General features: G+C 72.5%; 15 protein-coding genes. 13 read left to right on the top strand and 2 right to left on the bottom strand.

The window, feature by feature from the left end; translation table 11 throughout:
- Positions 1 to 217 precede the first annotated feature (217 nt).
- Positions 218 to 712, bottom strand: coding sequence for an anthrone oxygenase family protein (locus tag AB0P03_RS38905; RefSeq protein ID WP_063350758.1), 495 nt, complete (start codon positions 710 to 712; stop codon positions 218 to 220).
- A gap of 172 nt (positions 713 to 884) precedes the next feature.
- Between AB0P03_RS38905 and AB0P03_RS38900 the strand changes: the two genes are divergently transcribed.
- The 4 genes from AB0P03_RS38900 (at position 885) to AB0P03_RS38885 (ending at position 6,053) form a co-directional block, all read left to right on the top strand.
- Complete coding sequence (locus AB0P03_RS38900) at positions 885 to 1,892, top strand: AraC family transcriptional regulator (RefSeq protein WP_350886904.1); 1,008 nt, start codon at positions 885 to 887, stop codon at positions 1,890 to 1,892.
- A gap of 171 nt (positions 1,893 to 2,063) precedes the next feature.
- On the top strand, positions 2,064 to 3,224 hold the full coding sequence (locus tag AB0P03_RS38895) for a GDSL-type esterase/lipase family protein (RefSeq protein ID WP_363633410.1): 1,161 nt from the start codon (positions 2,064 to 2,066) through the stop codon (positions 3,222 to 3,224).
- 102 nt (positions 3,225 to 3,326) lie between these two features.
- Positions 3,327 to 3,923: a hypothetical protein gene (locus AB0P03_RS38890; protein ID WP_363633408.1), complete on the top strand. Its 597-nt coding sequence runs from the start codon at positions 3,327 to 3,329 to the stop codon at positions 3,921 to 3,923.
- Between the two features lie 156 nt (positions 3,924 to 4,079).
- A complete protein-coding gene (locus AB0P03_RS38885; RefSeq protein ID WP_363633406.1) occupies positions 4,080 to 6,053 on the top strand; it encodes a LamG-like jellyroll fold domain-containing protein in 1,974 nt (657 codons plus the stop codon).
- 44 nt (positions 6,054 to 6,097) lie between these two features.
- Here the strand turns inward: AB0P03_RS38885 and AB0P03_RS38880 are convergent, their stop codons facing one another.
- On the bottom strand, positions 6,098 to 7,351 hold the full coding sequence (locus AB0P03_RS38880; RefSeq protein ID WP_363633412.1) for an SLC13 family permease: 1,254 nt from the start codon (positions 7,349 to 7,351) through the stop codon (positions 6,098 to 6,100).
- A 176-nt stretch (positions 7,352 to 7,527) separates the two neighbouring features.
- Between AB0P03_RS38880 and AB0P03_RS38875 the strand changes: the two genes are divergently transcribed.
- From AB0P03_RS38875 to hypB, 9 genes are all read left to right on the top strand, one after another.
- On the top strand, positions 7,528 to 8,583 hold the full coding sequence (locus AB0P03_RS38875) for a hydrogenase expression protein HypE (protein WP_363588702.1): 1,056 nt from the start codon (positions 7,528 to 7,530) through the stop codon (positions 8,581 to 8,583).
- A gap of 89 nt (positions 8,584 to 8,672) precedes the next feature.
- Entirely contained in the window at positions 8,673 to 10,457 is a 1,785-nt protein-coding gene (locus AB0P03_RS38870; protein WP_363588701.1) for a nickel-dependent hydrogenase large subunit, read from the top strand.
- A complete protein-coding gene (locus AB0P03_RS38865; protein WP_363588699.1) occupies positions 10,454 to 10,915 on the top strand; it encodes a thioredoxin in 462 nt (153 codons plus the stop codon). Before AB0P03_RS38870 ends, AB0P03_RS38865 begins: the two co-directional genes overlap by 4 nt.
- Positions 10,912 to 11,559 (top strand): DUF5947 family protein, encoded by a 648-nt coding sequence (locus AB0P03_RS38860; protein ID WP_363588697.1) that lies wholly within the window; start codon positions 10,912 to 10,914, stop codon positions 11,557 to 11,559. Before AB0P03_RS38865 ends, AB0P03_RS38860 begins: the two co-directional genes overlap by 4 nt.
- Positions 11,556 to 12,290: a DUF6084 family protein gene (locus tag AB0P03_RS38855; RefSeq protein WP_363633404.1), complete on the top strand. Its 735-nt coding sequence runs from the start codon at positions 11,556 to 11,558 to the stop codon at positions 12,288 to 12,290. Before AB0P03_RS38860 ends, AB0P03_RS38855 begins: the two co-directional genes overlap by 4 nt.
- Entirely contained in the window at positions 12,287 to 13,657 is a 1,371-nt protein-coding gene (locus tag AB0P03_RS38850) for a hypothetical protein (RefSeq protein ID WP_363633403.1), read from the top strand. The genes AB0P03_RS38855 and AB0P03_RS38850 overlap by 4 nt, the downstream gene beginning before the upstream one ends.
- Positions 13,654 to 14,169, top strand: a complete 516-nt coding sequence (locus tag AB0P03_RS38845) for a hydrogenase maturation protease (protein WP_363588691.1) — start codon at positions 13,654 to 13,656, stop codon at positions 14,167 to 14,169. The genes AB0P03_RS38850 and AB0P03_RS38845 overlap by 4 nt, the downstream gene beginning before the upstream one ends.
- 324 nt (positions 14,170 to 14,493) lie before the next feature.
- The gene (gene hypA / locus AB0P03_RS38840; protein ID WP_363588689.1) at positions 14,494 to 14,874 is read left to right on the top strand and encodes a hydrogenase maturation nickel metallochaperone HypA; all 381 of its coding nucleotides are present in this window, start codon (positions 14,494 to 14,496) and stop codon (positions 14,872 to 14,874) included.
- A gap of 5 nt (positions 14,875 to 14,879) precedes the next feature.
- On the top strand, positions 14,880 to 15,715 hold an 836-nt coding region (hypB, locus tag AB0P03_RS38835), incomplete at its 3' end, for a hydrogenase nickel incorporation protein HypB (protein ID WP_363633401.1).

Below are 15,715 nucleotides of genomic sequence, written 5' to 3'. Positions count from 1 at the left end.
CGGTCCGATATCCGCTCACTCGCAGGCGCCTTGACCTGCCCCACCCTCGCCACACCACAACCAACGAGACACCGACCACAAAGTCACCGGCATTGCGGCTAGGCCCTGTCCGGGGCAAGATCCGCCGGACGGGCCATAGCCCCCGGATACGACTTCGAACTCCCACGAGGCACGCGGGAGTTCGAAGTCGTATCCGGGGGTCCGGCCGGGCGCGGGGTCAGGCCTGGCCGTGCAGGATCAGCGCCCAGGCGAGGCAGGCGACGGCGGCGGTGCAGAGCAGGGCGCGAAGCACGTTGAAGCGGACCCAGCGGGCTTCGAAGCGCCCCCGGACGGCGGCCGGGTCGGTGATGCGTCGGGGCTCGCCGCCGGCGGCGAGCTCGTCGTTGAGCGGGATGTTGACGGAGCGGGTGACGCCGATCGCGGCGATGTAGAGCACCAGGGCGGCCACGGTGGCGGGTAGCGCGTGGTGGCCGTCGGAGGGCAGGTGGAGGGCGACGGCGGCGCCGGTGGTGAGGAGGGCGCCGACGAAGCCGAGGACGAACCAGCCGTTCAGGATGGCCACGTTGATGCGCTGCATGACCTCGATGAAGGTGCGGTCCTCGACCCGCGCGAGCGCGGGCATGACCGAGCACGCGAAGGCGTAGAACAACCCGGCGGTCAGTCCACAGGTGACGGTGGCCGCCACCAGTGCGAGTGTGCGTGCCAGTTCCATCTTCGTAGCCCCTCACTGTCTCTGCGTATCTGCGTATCTGCGTATCTGCGTATCGGTTCGTCCCCCGTGCGCCGATCATCCGGCATCCGGGCCGCTCGGGCCACCTCGATCACTCAAGACCCTCTCAAATGACGAACCGTCAAATGATGTCTTGCCGTCTACACTTGGGGCCATGGACACTCTGACGGGACTCCTCGACGGCCCCAAGGCCCGCGGTGCGTTCCTGCTGCGCTCGATCCTCACCCCGCCGTGGTCGCTGCGGATCGAGGACCGGGCCCCGCTGTCGGTGGTGACGATGGTTCGCGGCGAGGCCTGGATCCTGCCCGAGCGCGGCACGCCGCTGCTGCTGCACCCCGGCGACGTGGCGATCGTCCGCGGCCCGGAGCCGTACACGGTGGCGGACGACCCCGACACCCCCGTGGACGTGATCGTCGGCCCCGGGCAGGTCTGCACGCGCGGCGGTGTGGACGTCTCCGAGGTGATGTCGCTCGGCGTCCGGACCTGGGGGCAGGGCCGGGAGGGCGACCAGGCGTCCTCGGTGGTCCTGTCCGGCACCTACCAGGCCGAGCACGAGATCGGTCAGCGCCTGCTCGCCTGCCTGCCGGCCCTGCTGGTCCGCCCGGCCGGCACCGGTGCCGACGACACCCTGGTGCACCTGCTGGCCGCCGAGATAGGGCGCAACGAGCCCGGTCAGGAGCTGGTCCTGGACCGCATCCTGGACCTGCTGGTCGTCTCCGTGCTGCGCTCCTGGCTTGCCGCCCCCGACTCCGGCGCCCCGGCCTGGTACCGCGCCCAGCACGACGCCGTCGTCGGACCGGTGTTGCGGCTGATGCACGACGACCCGGCCACCGCCTGGACGGTCGCCGACCTCGCCCAGCGGGTCGGGGTGTCGCGGGCGGGCCTGGCCCGCCGCTTCACCGGCCTGGTCGGCGAACCGCCGATGGCCTACCTGGCGGGCTGGCGGCTGGCCGTCGCCGCCGACCTGCTGCGCGAACCCGAGTGCACCGTCGCCTTCGCGGCCCGCAAGGTCGGCTACAGCAACGCCTTCGCCCTCTCGGCGGCCTTCAAGCGCGTCCGCGGCGTCAGTCCGCAGGAGCACCGCCGCCTCGCCGCGACCGGCGCCCCGGCCCAGCAGGCCGGCTTCTCCGGTCCGGCGGAGACGGTCATCCTGGCGGGTTGACGCCGCGGCCGTGGCCGCCGCCGACAGCCAAGGCCTGGGGATCCAGGACCGGGAATCCAAGGCTGTAATCCCATTTGCCTAAACTCATTAGGTAATCCCATACTGACTATAGCCGGATGGCAGAAAGCACATGGCGCGGGCAGGGCCCGCGCAGAACGCGATGGAACAGCGATGAACACCTCTTTCACCACCCCCGTCACCGAGGCCCTGCTGCACGGCCACCTCGACGTCGAGCACACCGAACGCGGCCTGCTGCCGCACCGCCTGCCCGCCCGGGCCCGCCGGCAGATCCCCGACGAACAGCTCGCGATCGCCGAGTCCCAGCCCACCGGCGTCCGGCTGGCCTTCCGCACCCGCGCCACCGCGATCGACCTGCACACCGTCCCGACCAAGCGGGCCTACGTGGGCGTGCCCACCCCGCCCGACGGGGTGTACGACCTCCTCGTCGACGGGCAGCTGACGGCGCAGACCACGGTGTCCGGCGGCAACCTGCGCACCATCGACCTGGGCACCGGCCGCGTCGAGCTGACCCAGGGCCCGCCCGGCACCGCCCGGTTCACCGGTCTGCCCGCACGGGACAAGACCGTCGAGATCTGGCTCCCGCACACCGAGACCACCGAACTCCTCGCCCTCGACACCGACGCCCCCGTCACCCCGGTCCCGGACGGCACCCGCCGTCGCTGGCTGCACCACGGCAGCTCGATCAGCCACGGCTCCAACGCCACCCACCCGACCGGCACCTGGCCCGCCCTGGCGGCGGCCTCGGGCGGCGTCGACCTGGTCAACCTCGGCTTCGGCGGCAGCGCGCTGCTCGACCCGTTCACCGCCCGCGCCATCCGCGACACCCCCGCCGACCTGATCAGCCTGAAGATCGGCATCAACCTCGTCAACGCCGACGTGATGCGCCTGCGCGCCTTCGTCCCGGCGGTGCACGGCTTCCTCGACACCGTCCGCGAAGGACACCCGGCCACGCCGCTGCTCGTCGTCTCCCCGATCCTCTGCCCGATCCAGGAGGACACCCCGGGGCCCCTCGCCGTCGACTTCAGCACCGGGGCACTGCGCTTCCGGGCCACCGGCGACCCGGCCGAGACCGCGGCGGGCCGCCTCACCCTCACCGTCATCCGGACCGAACTCGCCCGCATCGTCGCCGCCCGCGCCGCCGACGGCGACCTCAACCTGCACTACCTGGACGGCCGTTCGCTCTACGGCCGGACCGACCACGACGACCACCCGCTCCCCGACGACCTGCACCCGGACCAGGCCGGCCACCACCGCATCGCCGAGCACTTCACCCGCCTCGCCTTCGGAGACACCGGCCCGTTCGCTGACTGACCCGCCCGCCGCCGCCCTCGTGCGCGACAATCATCCGGTGATCGGGGGGCAACGGGCCGAGGGTCAACGACCGAGGGTCAACGACCGAGGGGGAGAAGGCAGATGAGGCACACCTGGAGCAGGACAGCCACCGGCCTGGCGGCGGCCGTGACGGCGCTGGCGCTCGCCGGCTGCGGATCGACGAGCGCACCGAGCAACGCATCACACACCGAATCCCGCGAGCCCGGCCAGGCCGGGGCCGAGGCCCTGGCCCGCCACGACCGGCTCTTCCCCCAGGTCGCGGCGACATGCGCGGGCGTCGCCGCCACACCGCCGTCCGCCCCGGCCGCCGCCCCCACGGGCGACGGCGGTACCTGGGCCGACAAGTACGCGGAGAACCACGCCTACAAACAGACCGTCAGGCTCCTCGCCGACGCCCAGTGCCGCGGCGAGGCCCACGCGGCACGGATCGCGGACGCCCTGCGGCCCGCCGGCACGCCGGCCGTCCTCGACGAAGCCGGCCTCCGCGCGGCGCTCCAACGCCTCGGCTACCCCGCCGAGCTGGTCAACGTCCGCACCTCCACCGGCGCCCCCGGATTCGACCTCCAAATCCCCGAAGCCGTCTTGTGCGTCAGCGGCCTGCTGACCTCCCCGCCCGACATCCACCCGCACGGCATGTACCTGGACGGCGGCTGCACCGAACCCGAGGGCGGCCACTGACCCGGCCACTGACCCAGCAGCAGAAGCCGGACGGGGAACAGGCCCGCGGGGGACGTTCCCCGGGCGTTCACCGTGCGGAGGCCGGCCGTCCGATCGGCGGTCCGCGTCGTGCCCCTAACGTCGCGATCACCGTGCACGGCCCGAGGAGCTGCCCCGATGAACCACCATCAGAACGACCTTCCCCACGACGACCACGGGTCGAGCTGCCCGCGGACCGTCGGGTTCGACTCCGACGCGCCGGCGGCGGCCGGACGCCGCGCCTTCCTGCGCGCGACGGGGCTGGTAGGCGCCGGGCTGGCGGTCCTCGGGGCGGGCTCCACGGCGACGGCGTCGGCGGACGAGCCCGCCGACGCGACGGCCGACGCCTTCGGCGCGCCCGCCGCCGCGGACGACGGCCGGGGCGCCTGGGATCCGGACCCGGACGGCCCCCGCTTCTCGCTGGCGGTGATGCCCGACACCCAGTACCTCTTCGACGACGACCGGATCCACCCCGCCCCGCTGGAGGCCTCGCTGCGCCACGTGCTGGACGGCAGCGACGAGAACTTCGTCTTCCTCGCGCACCTGGGCGACGTCACCCAGAACGGCAAGGCCGAGGAGTTCGCCGCCGCGGGCAAGGCCTTCACCCTCCTCGACCGCCACGGCGCGGCCTACAGCGTCCTGGCCGGAAACCACGACGTCGGCTCGGGCAGCGACGACCAGCGGGGCCGGACGGCGTACCTGGACACCTTCAACCCGGCCCGGTTCGCCCGCTCGGCGACCTTCAAGGGCGCGAGCCCGGACGGCTACAACACCTACCATCTGTTCCGGGGAGCGGGCCGGGACTGGATGGTGCTCTCGCTGGACTGGCGGCTGTCCGACCGCGGCTTCGCCTGGGCGAACTCGGTGATCGCCCAGCACCCGACCGTGCCGGTCATCCTCACCACCCACGACCTCGCCTACGCCGACGACGGCGGCGCCGCCCAGCTGTCCGACCACGGGCACGCGCTCTGGGACAGGCTGATCAGCGGCAACGACCAGATCTTCCTCACCCTGAACGGCCACTACTGGCCGCCCGGCAGCACCACGCTGACCAACAAGGCAGGCCACGACGTCCACGTCCACATCACCAACTACCAGAACCGGTACTACGGCGGCGCGGCGATGATCCGCGCCTACCGCTTCGACCTGGACCGCAACACCATCGACGTGCGGACGTACTCGCCCTGGATCCAGCAGCTGGCCGCGGAGAAGGTCAACCGCCTCGCCAGCGAGGAGATCGAGCTGACCGGCCCGGTGGACAGCTTCTCGGTGCAGGTGGACTTCGCGCGGCGGTTCGCCGGCTTCGCCCCGGTCCCGGCCCGCCCGGCCCGCCCCGCGCGTCAGCTGACGATCCCGGGCACGGTCGCCTACTGGCGCTTCGACGGCGGCCGGCCGGCCGGCAGCGCCGTCGCCGACTCCCAGGTCGTCAAGGACCTGAGCGGTCACGGCAACGACCTCGTCAAGCAGACCGCCCCGGGCAGCCCGGCCGGGACGCTCACCTGGTCCACCGAGTCGCACCCCGACCAGCCCGGCCGCGGCAGCCTCTACTTCGGGGGCCGGGGCAAGCCGGTCCAGGGCGCGTACCTGCAGACCGTCGCCAAGGCCCCGATGAACGCCGACACCTTCCAGCAGGGCTACACCTTCGAGGCGTTCTTCAAGCTGCCGGCCGACTGGGACGCCGGCCGCAACGCCTGGACGGCGCTGCTCAGCCGCTGGGGCACGAGCGGGGAGGCGGGGAAGACCGGCCCCGACACCGACCCGCAGGAGCCGGTCGCCACGCTCAGCCTGTCCGGCGGGCGGGAACTGCAGTGGTGCGTCTACCCGACCAACCTGAGCGGCCCCGTCACCAACTGGGGCCACGAACTCCCGCTCGGCGCCTGGTGGCACGTCGCGGTCGTCAACAACAAGCGGCTCACCCGGATGTACGTGAACGGCTGCGAGGTCGTCCGCAACCCCTCGACACCGTCCGAGGGCCTCAGCACCCTCGGCCACCCCTGGCTGCTCGGCGGCTACGAGTACGGCGGCGCGCTCAGTCAGGTCTTCCACGGCTGGATCGGCGACGTCCGCGTGGTCAACCGCCCCCTGCCGGTCCGGGACTTCATGATCTCCTGACACCCCCGCGCCCCGGGGCGCCCGCCCCACGGGCGCCCCGCCCGTCAGCCTCCCAGCGCCCGCAGCGACACCCACAGCGCCAGGACGGACAGCACCAGCGCCGACGGGACGGTGAGCAGACCGAGGCGGGTGAACTCGCCCAGCCGGACGGTGCTCCCGTGCTGGTGGACGATCTTGCGCCACAGCAGGGTGGCCAGGGAGCCGGCGTAGGTGAGGTTGGGGCCGATGTTCACGCCGAGCAGCATCGCCAGCACCGCACCCGGGCCGGAGGCCGCCGTCAGCGGCAGGAGGACCAGGACGGCGGGCAGGTTGTTGATCACGTTCGCGAGGACGGCGGCCAGCACGGCGACCGCGAGCAGGGACGGCAGTCCGGTGCCGGCGGGGACCACGTGGCCGAGCGCGGTGGCGAGGCCGTTGTCGACGACGGCGCGGACGACGATCGCGAGGGCGACGACGAAGGCGAGGAACGGAACGTTCGCGGCCCGGACGACCGCCGTCGGCGTGATGCGGCGCCGGGCGAGCGCCCGGCCGGCCAGCACGAGGGCCCCCGCCGCGGCCGCCCACGCCGGATTGACGCCCAGCGCGGAGGTGAGGACGAACCCGCCGAGCGTGCAGGCCACCACGACGAGCGCGAACAGCGGCAGCTCGGGGGCCGCCTCGTCCGGTGGCGGCGGGGCCCCGCTGTCCAGGTCGGCGGCGAAGAACCGGCGGAAGACCGCGTACTCGGCGCCGATCGCCACCAGCCACGGCAGGGCCATCAGCGCGGCGAACCGGGTGAAGCTCAGGCCGCTGGCCGCGAACGCCAGCAGGTTGGTCAGGTTGGACACCGGAAGCAGCAGCGACGCGGTGTTCGACAGGTGTGCGCAGGCGTAGACGTGCGGCTTCGGCCGGGCTCCGAGCCGGGTGGCGGTCGCGAACACCACCGGGGTCAGCAGCACCACCGTCGCGTCCAGGCTCAGCACCGCGGTGATCACCGAGGACAGGGCGAACACCTGCACCAGCAGCCGTCCGGGCCGCGCGGCGGTCCGGGCCATCCACGCCCCGCAGGCGTGGAACAGCCCCTCCTCGTCGCACAGCTGCGCCAGCACCAGCACCGCCGCCAGGAACCCGACCACCGGTCCCAGCCGTTCGGCCTCCTCCAACGCGTGCGCGGGCGATATCGCTCCGGTGGCGACCAGCAGGGCGGCGGCGGGCACCGCGACGGCGGCCTCGGGCCAGCCCCACGGCCGGACGACGGCACAGGCCAGCACGGCCAGCAGCAGTACCAGTGCCAGGCCCTCCGCGAGCGGGGTGTTCAGCGCGGGCTCCCTTCGAGACCAGCCGAGTCCGGCTGGCGGCCACCCGGACGGGTGCGCCGGCGCGCGTCCCTTCGAGCGACCTGCCCGGCTCTCTGGACCGGCGGCCGGACTGAACTGCTGCTATGAATTTTTTGAGCCTATCTGTTCGGCTCCCGTTTTTTTGAGGAGGCATCCTCATGGGTGCGGTTGCAACAACTTCAGCCGATGCCGCCGTGGTGCACATTCTCTGGATCAATGCGGGTCTGAGCTGCGACGGGGACTCGGTCTCCCTGACCGCGGCGATGCAGCCCAGCATCGAGGAGATCGTCACCGGCGCACTCCCCGGCCTGCCGGAGGTCGCCGTCCACTGGCCGCTGATCGACTTCGAGTGCGGTCCGGTCCAGGGCGCGGACAACTTCGTGGAGTGGTTCTTCAAGGCGGACCGCGGCGAGCTCGACCCCTTCGTCCTGGTCGTCGAGGGTTCCATCCCGAACGAGACGATCAAGGAGGAGGGCTACTGGTGCGGTTTCGGCGACAACCCGGACACCGGCCAGCCGATCACCACCAGTGAGTGGCTGGACCGCCTCACCCCCAAGGCCACCGCGGTGGTCGCCATCGGGACCTGCGCCACCTACGGCGGCATCCACGCGATGGCCGGCAACCCGACCGGTGCCATGGGCGTGCCCGACTACCTGGGCTGGGACTGGAAGTCCAAGGCGGGCCTGCCGATCGTCTGCGTGCCGGGCTGCCCGATCCAGCCCGACAACTTCGCCGAGACGCTGACCTACCTGCTGTACCAGCTGGCCGGTTCCGCGCCGATGATCCCGTTGGACGACAAGCTGCGTCCGGCCTGGCTGTTCGGCGCGACCGTGCACGAGGGCTGCGACCGCGGCGGGTACTACGAACAGGGCCAGTTCGCCACCGACTACGGCACGCCCGAGTGCCTGGTGCGCCTCGGCTGCTGGGGCCCGGTCGTCAAGTGCAACGTCGCCAAACGCGGCTGGATCAACGGCATCGGCGGCTGCCCCAACGTCGGCGGCATCTGCATCGCCTGCACCATGCCGGGCTTCCCCGACAAGTTCATGCCGTTCATGGACCCGCCTCCCGGCTCCCGGGTCTCGACGGGTGCCAGCTCGGCGTACGGGGCGGTGATCCGCCGCCTGCGCACGATCACGGGCCGGACGGTCGACCGGGAGCCCAAGTGGCGGCACACGGGGCGCCGCCTGACCACCGGTTACCGCCCGCCGTGGTGACCCCTTTCCCCCTTCGGCCCGCCCGCCCCGCCCGGGGCGGGCGGGCCGTTGCAGAGCCTCCTCCCGCTGACAGAAGGGCATGACAGACGATGGCACCGACGACCAGGACGGCCGGCGACGGCAGCGGTCTGGTGGAGATGTCCTGGGACCCGATCACCCGGATCGTGGGCAGCCTGGGCATCCACACGAAGATCGACTTCAAGCAGAAGAAGGTCGCGGAGTGCTACAGCACCTCCTCGGTCTTCCGCGGCTACAGCGTCTTCATGCGCGGCAAGGACCCGCGCGACGCGCACTTCATCACCAGCCGGATCTGCGGCATCTGCGGCGACAACCACGCCACCTGTTCCGTCTACGCGCAGAACATGGCCTACGGGGTCAAGCCCCCGCACCTCGGCGAGTGGATCATCAACCTCGGCGAGGCCGCCGAGTACATGTTCGACCACAACATCTTCCAGGAGAACCTGGTCGGGGTCGACTACTGCGAGAAGATGGTCCGCGAGACCAACCCCGGCGTCCTGGAACTGGCCGAACGCACCGAGGCACCGCACGCCGGCGACCACGGGTACCGCACCATCGCCGACATCATGCGCTCACTGAACCCCATCGAGGGCGAGTTCTACCGCGAGGCGCTCCAGGTCAGCCGCTACACCCGGGAGATGTTCTGCCTGATGGAGGGCCGCCACGTGCACCCCTCCACCCTCTACCCCGGCGGCGTCGGCACGGTGGCCACCGTCCAGCTGTTCACCGACTACCTGACCCGGCTGATGCGCTACGTGGAGTTCATGAAGAAGGTCGTGCCGCTGCACGACGACCTCTTCGACTTCTTCTACGAGGCCCTGCCCGGCTACGAGGAGGTCGGCCGGCGCCGCGTCATGCTCGGCTGCTGGGGCAGCCTCAACGACCCGGACCACTGCGACTTCACCTACCGCAACATGACGGACTGGGGCCGGCGGATGTTCGTCACCCCGGGCATCGTGGTGGACGGCAAGCTCGTCACCAACGACCTCACCGAGATCAACCTCGGCATCCGCATCCTGCTCGGCAGCTCCTACTACCAGGACTGGGAGGGCAAGGAGCTCTTCGTCACCCACGACCCGCTGGGCAACCCCGTCGACCCCCGCCACCCCTGGAACCAGCACACCATCCCGGCCCCGCAGAAACGCGACTTCGACGACAAGTACAGCTGGGTGATGTCCCCCCGCTGGTTCGACGGCAAGGACTACCTCGCCCTCGACACCGGCGGCGGTCCGATCGCCCGCCTGTGGTCCACCGCGCTGTCCGGACTGGTCGACATCGGCTACATCAAGGCCACCGGACACAGCGTGCAGATCAACCTGCCGCGCTCCATGACCAAGCCGGAGACCACCTTCGAGTGGAAGATCCCGCAGTGGAGCAACGCCATCGAACGCAACCGCGCCCGCACCTACTTCCAGGCCTACGCGGCCGCCGCGGCCCTGCACTTCGCCGAGAAGGCGCTCGACGAGGTCCGGGCCGGGCGCAGCCAGACCTGGGAGCGCTTCGAGGTGCCGGACGAGTCGATCGGCTGCGGCTTCACCGAGGCCGTACGCGGCGTGCTGTCCCACCACATGGTGATCCGGGACGGCAAGATCGCCAACTACCACCCCTACCCGCCGACCCCGTGGAACGCCAGCGTCCGCGACAGCTTCGGCACCCCCGGCCCCTACGAGGACGCCGTCCAGAACACCCCGATCTTCGAGGAGAACCCCCCGGAGACCTTCAAGGGCATCGACATCATGCGCGCCGTGCGCAGCTTCGACCCCTGCCTGCCTTGCGGCGTCCACATGTACCTGGGTGACGGGAAGACGGTGCAGACCATGCACGTGCCCACCGGGCTGAGCGGACTCACCGCATGACCCCGGAACAGGCGGGGGCCCGCATCCAGGAGGCCCTGGACCAACTGGCCGGCGCCGACGCGCAGGAGGCCGGCGAGCACCTCGTCCGCGAACTGATGGCCCTCTACGGCGACGCCCTGGCCCGTCTCGTCCAGGCCCTGCCGCCCGCCGCGCTGGCCCGGCTGCTGGACGAACCGTCGCTGGCCGGGCTGCTCGTCCTGCACGACCTGCACCCCGAGGACGTCACCGCCCGCATCACCCGCGCACTCGCCACCCTGCCCGAACCGGTCGACCTGGCCGCCTTCGACCCCGCCACCGGCACCGCCCGGCTGCGCCGCACCCGCAGCGGCTGCGGGTGCGGCGAACAGGACATCGAGAACGCCCTGGCCTGCCACGCCCCCGAGGTCACCGCGGTCGAGCTCGAACGCCCCGCGGAACTGCTGCAGATCGGCGCTCGGCCCCCGGCGGACCCGCGATGACCTTCCGCCAGCTCGACCGGCCCGGCACCGCGCTGCTGCGCCGGCTGCGGGAGCCCGCACCCCCGCAGCCGCAACGCTGCGAGTTCTGCGGCCGGCACCTGCCCGCCGAGCACCGCCACCTGGCGGACACCGACCAGCAGGCGCTCACCTGCGCCTGCACCGCCTGCGCCCTGCTGTTCCAGCAGCCCGGCGCGGCCGACGGCCGCTACCGCGCCGTCCCCGACCGCTACCTGACCGACCCGGCCCACCCCCTCGGCGAGGACGCCTGGGCAGCCCTCGGCATCCCGGTCGCCACCGCGTTCCTGCTGCGCACCACGCGTCTGCAGCGGTCCGTCCTGCTCTACCCCGGCCCGGGCGGCGCGACCGAGGCCGAACCCGACGAGGCCGCCTGGCAGGCCGCGCTCGGCGGCAGCCGCCTCCACGCCGCGCTGCGGCCGGACGTCGAGGCGCTACTGCTGCGGCGCGACACCGATGGCATCCAGTGCTACCTGGTGCCGGTCGACGTCTGCTACGAACTCGTCGGCCGGCTGCGGCGCTGCTGGAAGGGCTTCGACGGCGGGGCCGAGGCGCGCGCCGAACAGGCCGCCTTCTTCGACCGCCTGGCCGCCCGGTCCCGCGTCCTCCCCGAAGGCGGCGCCCGGTGACCTCGATCTCCTTCGCCTGCACCGGAGTGCGGGCCGATCCCTACGCCGCCGGGCCCGCCCTCGTCTTCCGGCTGCGCATCACCGCCCCCGCCGACGTGCGGGTGCACGCGCTGGCGCTGCGCTGCCAACTGCGGATCGAACCGGCCCGCCGCCGCTACGGCGACGCCGAGGGCGGGCGGCTGACCGACCTGTTCGGCGAGCGCTCACGCTGGGCCGGCACCCTCCACCCGGTCCAGTTCGCCCAGGTCCCGCTGCTGGTCGGCGCGTTCACCGGCGAAACCGAGACCGACCTGGTGGTGCCCTGCACCTACGACATGGACGTCTCCGCCGCCCGCTACCTCGCCGCACTGGACGACGGGGACGTGCCGCTGTTGCTGCTCTTCTCGGGTACCGCCTTCGCCGGCCCCGGCGGCTTCCAGGTCACCCCGGTGGCCTGGGACCAGGAAGCCGCCGTGCGGATGCCGGTCAAGGTCTGGCGGGAGGCGATCGACGCGCACTTCCCGGGCTGTGGCTGGCTCCGGCTGCCCGCCGACCTGATGGCCGAACTGCTCGCCTACCGCTCCCGGCACGCCCTGCCGTCCTGGGAGGCCACCGTGCGCGAGCTGCTCGGCACGGCCCCGACCACGAAGCCGACCCAGACCACAGCGCCGACCCGGACCACAGCGACGACCCAGGCCGCGAAGCCACCCCAGGCCGTCAAGGCGGCCCAGACCGCGAAGGGGGAGCGGTGACCGCGCCCGCCCACGAGAGCGAGAACAGGTTCGCCCACGCCCGGCAGATCGCCGACGCCGTCCTGTTCGAGGGCTACGTGCTCTACCCCTACCGGGCGTCAGCGGCCAAGAACCGGCTGCGCTGGCAGTTCGGCGTCCTGACCCCGCCGCGCTACGGCGCCGACAGCGGCGAGCACTCCCACCAGCGCACCGAGTGCGTGATGGAAGCGCGCCAGGGCGACCAGCTGGCCGTCGAGCTGCGGTTCCTGCGCCTCCAACGGCGGACGGTCCAAGAGGCCGGCAGACAGGGCGGATTCCGGACCGTCGATGAGCTGGAGCTCGCCGACCGGGTGCTCGTCCCCTGGGACGAAGGGGTCGAGGAGCGGATCGAACTCCTCATCCCGGTCGAGGAATTGGCGGCCGGTGAAGCCGTCCGCGGCTTCGAACTCGACGCGTCCGAGGACGAGGAGCCGCTCGTCGAGGACGGTGCGCTGGCCGGGCGGCTCCTGCGCCGCCGCGAACGGGTCCAGGGCCGACTGCGGATCACCGCCCAGGACGTACCCGGCCCCTACCGGGCGCAGCGGCTGACCGTCCTGGTGGAGAACACCTCCGACTGGGACCCGGTGCCCGGCACCCGACGCGAGGCCGCACTGGCGCACGCCCTCGTCTCGGCCCACCTGCTGCTCGGCCTCGACCGCGGCTCCTTCCTCTCGGCGACCGACCCGCCCGAGTGGGCGGGCGAGGCGGTGCGCGCCTGCCGCAACGAGCACACCTGGCCCGTGCTGGCAGGCCCGCCCGGCAGCGGCAAGGTGCTGCTCTCCTCGCCGATCATCCTGGATGACCACCCGCACATCGCCCCCGAGAGCCCCGGCGCGCTCTACGACGCCACCGAGATCGACGAGATCCTCGCGCTGCGCACCGCGGCCCTGACCGAGCGGGAGAAGCGCGAGGCCCGGGGCACCGACGACCGGGCCGGCGCAGTGATCGACCTCGCCGACTCGATGCCCCCCGAGATCCTGGAGCGGCTGCACGGCGCCGTCCGGGGGCTGCGCGAACTCACCCACCCCGAAGCCGGGGCGGACCGGCCCTGGTGGGACCCGGGCAACGACCCGCAGACCGACCCCGAACGGGACCAGGTGATGATCGACGGCCGCCCGGTCGCCGCCGGCAGCCGGGTGCGGCTCCGGCCCGGGCGCCGCCGCACCGACGCCCAGGACGTGTTCCTGCACGGGCGCACCGCGCTGGTGGAGGCGGTGCTGCACGACGTCGACGGTTCGGTGCACCTGGCCGTCACCGTGGACGACGACCCGGGTGCCGACCTGTGGCGGGCGCAGGGCCGCTTCCGGTACTTCCAGCCGGACGAGGTCGCCCCGGTGGAAGGGCCGTGAGCGCCGACCGGACCGGGCGGGTCCTGGTCGCCGGGGTCGGCAACATCTTCCTCGGCGACGACGGCTTCGGGGTCGAGACCGTCCGGCGCCTCGCCGCCCGGGAGCTGCCCGCCGGCGTCGAGCTCCTCGACGTCGGCGTGCGCGGCGTGCACCTGGCCTACCAACTCCTCGACGGCTACCGGACGCTGGTGCTCGTCGACGCCACCGCGCGCGGCGGCGAGCCGGGGACGGTGTACCTGATCGAAGCGGACGCCGGACCGGTGGAATCGATGGTCCTGGACGGCCACCGGATGGGCCCGGACGCCGTGCTCGCCCTGCTCGCGACCCTGGCCGCCGGAACGGGCGGCACCGCGCCCGGGCGGGTCCTGGTGGTCGGCTGCGAACCCGCCTCACTGGAGGAGGGAATCGGACTGAGCACCCCGGTGGCCGCCGCCGTCGACGAGGCGGTCGCCGTGATCCTGCGCGTCCTCACCACGGACGCACACACCCACAGAGAGGCGGCACCATGCTGAAGAACCTCGCCGTCGCGGCCGTCGCGGCCGTCCTGGCCGCAGCCGCGGCGCTGATCTGGCAGAGCCTTCCCGACCTGAGGCGCTACCTGCGGATCCGGCGGATGTAGGAGCGGATGCGGTAGCGGAGCAGTACGCGCGGGGACCACCACCGGCGTGCTGCGAACAGGTAGTCACGGATACGGCGGCGGCGCGGCTTCGAGCCGTTCCCGCCGCCGCACCCTGTAATGGGGCCTGTTGCTCACGGGGCCTGTTGCTCACGGGGCCCGGACACCGGGCCCGCGCCCCCACGGAGCCGGGCGCCTCCAACCGCGGGAAACGAGACAGATGCACGAGATGTCGATCGCGACGGCCGTCGTCGACCAGGTGGACCGGGCCGCCCGCGCACACGGGGAGAGCGCCGTGGCCAGAGTCCGGCTGCAGATCGGCGAACTGGCCGGAGTCGTTCCGTCGGCACTCGACTTCTGCTTCGAACTGGCCTGCGCCGGAACGCTGTTGGAAGGTGCGGTGCTGGAGACCGAGGCCGTCGCCGCACGGGCGAAGTGCACGCCCTGCGGGGTCGAGTGGAGCGTCGGCATGCCGCCCGACCTGGGCTGCCCGCGCTGCGCCGGCGCCAGGGTCGAACTGCTGGCCGGGCGTGAGCTGCAGATCCTCGGCGTCGAGTGGTCCGAGCCCCCGACGGGCGCCCGGACCGATCAAGGAGGCTGAAACCGATGTGTCGCACCGTTGATCTCCGGCAGGCGGTTCTCGCCCGCAACGACGACGACGCCCGGCGGCTGCGGGCGGAACTGGCCGCTCGGGGCACCGTCGTGGTGAACCTGCTGTCCAGCCCGGGCAGCGGCAAGACGGCGCTCCTGGAGGCCGAACTCGGCCTGGCCCGGGAGCGCGAGGTGCCCGTCGCGGCCCTCACCGCCGACCTCGCGACCGAGAACGACGCGCGCCGGCTGGCCCGTTCGGGCGCGCCGGTGAAGCAGGTCCTCACCGACGGCCTGTGCCACCTGGAGACGGCGATGCTGCGCGGGCACCTGGCCGGCTGGCTGCCGCCGGACACCCGGCTGCTGTTCGTCGAGAACGTCGGCAACCTGGTCTGCCCCGCCTCCTACGACCTCGGCGAATCGCTGCGGGTCGTCCTCGCCTCGGTCACCGAGGGAGAGGACAAACCGCTCAAGTACCCGACCGCCTTCGGACTGGCCAACCTGGTGCTGGTCACCAAGGCGGACCTCGCGGTCGCGGCACAGTTCGACGAAGCGGCCTTCCTCGCGAGCGTCGCGCGGGTCAACCCGGGGGTGGAGGTGGTCTTCACCTCGGCCCGCACCGGGCAGGGCGCCGGGGCGCTGCTGGACCGGGCGCTCGCGGTGCTGGCCGGAGCGCAGGTCCACCGGCCGGTGATGGCCGGCGCGCACGACCACGACCACGGCAACCACCACGACCTCGGCAACCACCACGACCACGACCACGACCTCGGCAACCACCACGACCACGACCACGACCTCGGCAACCACCACGACCACGACCACGACCTCGGCAACCACCACGACCACGACCACGG

The sequence above is a fragment of the Kitasatospora sp. NPDC088779 genome, from assembly GCF_040685395.1.
GTDB lineage: Bacteria > Actinomycetota > Actinomycetes > Streptomycetales > Streptomycetaceae > Kitasatospora.
The sequence above is the reverse complement of the archived record's forward strand: the minus strand, read 5'-3'. Positions and strand labels throughout refer to the sequence as shown.

Excerpts from the sequence above, each read along its gene's own strand:
- AB0P03_RS38905 (WP_063350758.1), bottom strand. The coding sequence starts at position 712 with ATGGAACTGGCACGCACACTCGCACTGGTGGCGGCCACCGTCACCTGT.
- AB0P03_RS38900 (WP_350886904.1), top strand. The coding sequence starts at position 885 with ATGGACACTCTGACGGGACTCCTCGACGGCCCCAAGGCCCGCGGTGCG.
- AB0P03_RS38895 (WP_363633410.1), top strand. The coding sequence starts at position 2,064 with ATGAACACCTCTTTCACCACCCCCGTCACCGAGGCCCTGCTGCACGGC.
- AB0P03_RS38890 (WP_363633408.1), top strand. The coding sequence starts at position 3,327 with ATGAGGCACACCTGGAGCAGGACAGCCACCGGCCTGGCGGCGGCCGTG.
- AB0P03_RS38885 (WP_363633406.1), top strand. The coding sequence starts at position 4,080 with ATGAACCACCATCAGAACGACCTTCCCCACGACGACCACGGGTCGAGC.
- AB0P03_RS38875 (WP_363588702.1), top strand. The coding sequence starts at position 7,528 with ATGGGTGCGGTTGCAACAACTTCAGCCGATGCCGCCGTGGTGCACATT.
- AB0P03_RS38870 (WP_363588701.1), top strand. The coding sequence starts at position 8,673 with ATGGCACCGACGACCAGGACGGCCGGCGACGGCAGCGGTCTGGTGGAG.
- AB0P03_RS38865 (WP_363588699.1), top strand. The coding sequence starts at position 10,454 with ATGACCCCGGAACAGGCGGGGGCCCGCATCCAGGAGGCCCTGGACCAA.
- AB0P03_RS38860 (WP_363588697.1), top strand. The coding sequence starts at position 10,912 with ATGACCTTCCGCCAGCTCGACCGGCCCGGCACCGCGCTGCTGCGCCGG.
- hypA (WP_363588689.1), top strand. The coding sequence starts at position 14,494 with ATGCACGAGATGTCGATCGCGACGGCCGTCGTCGACCAGGTGGACCGG.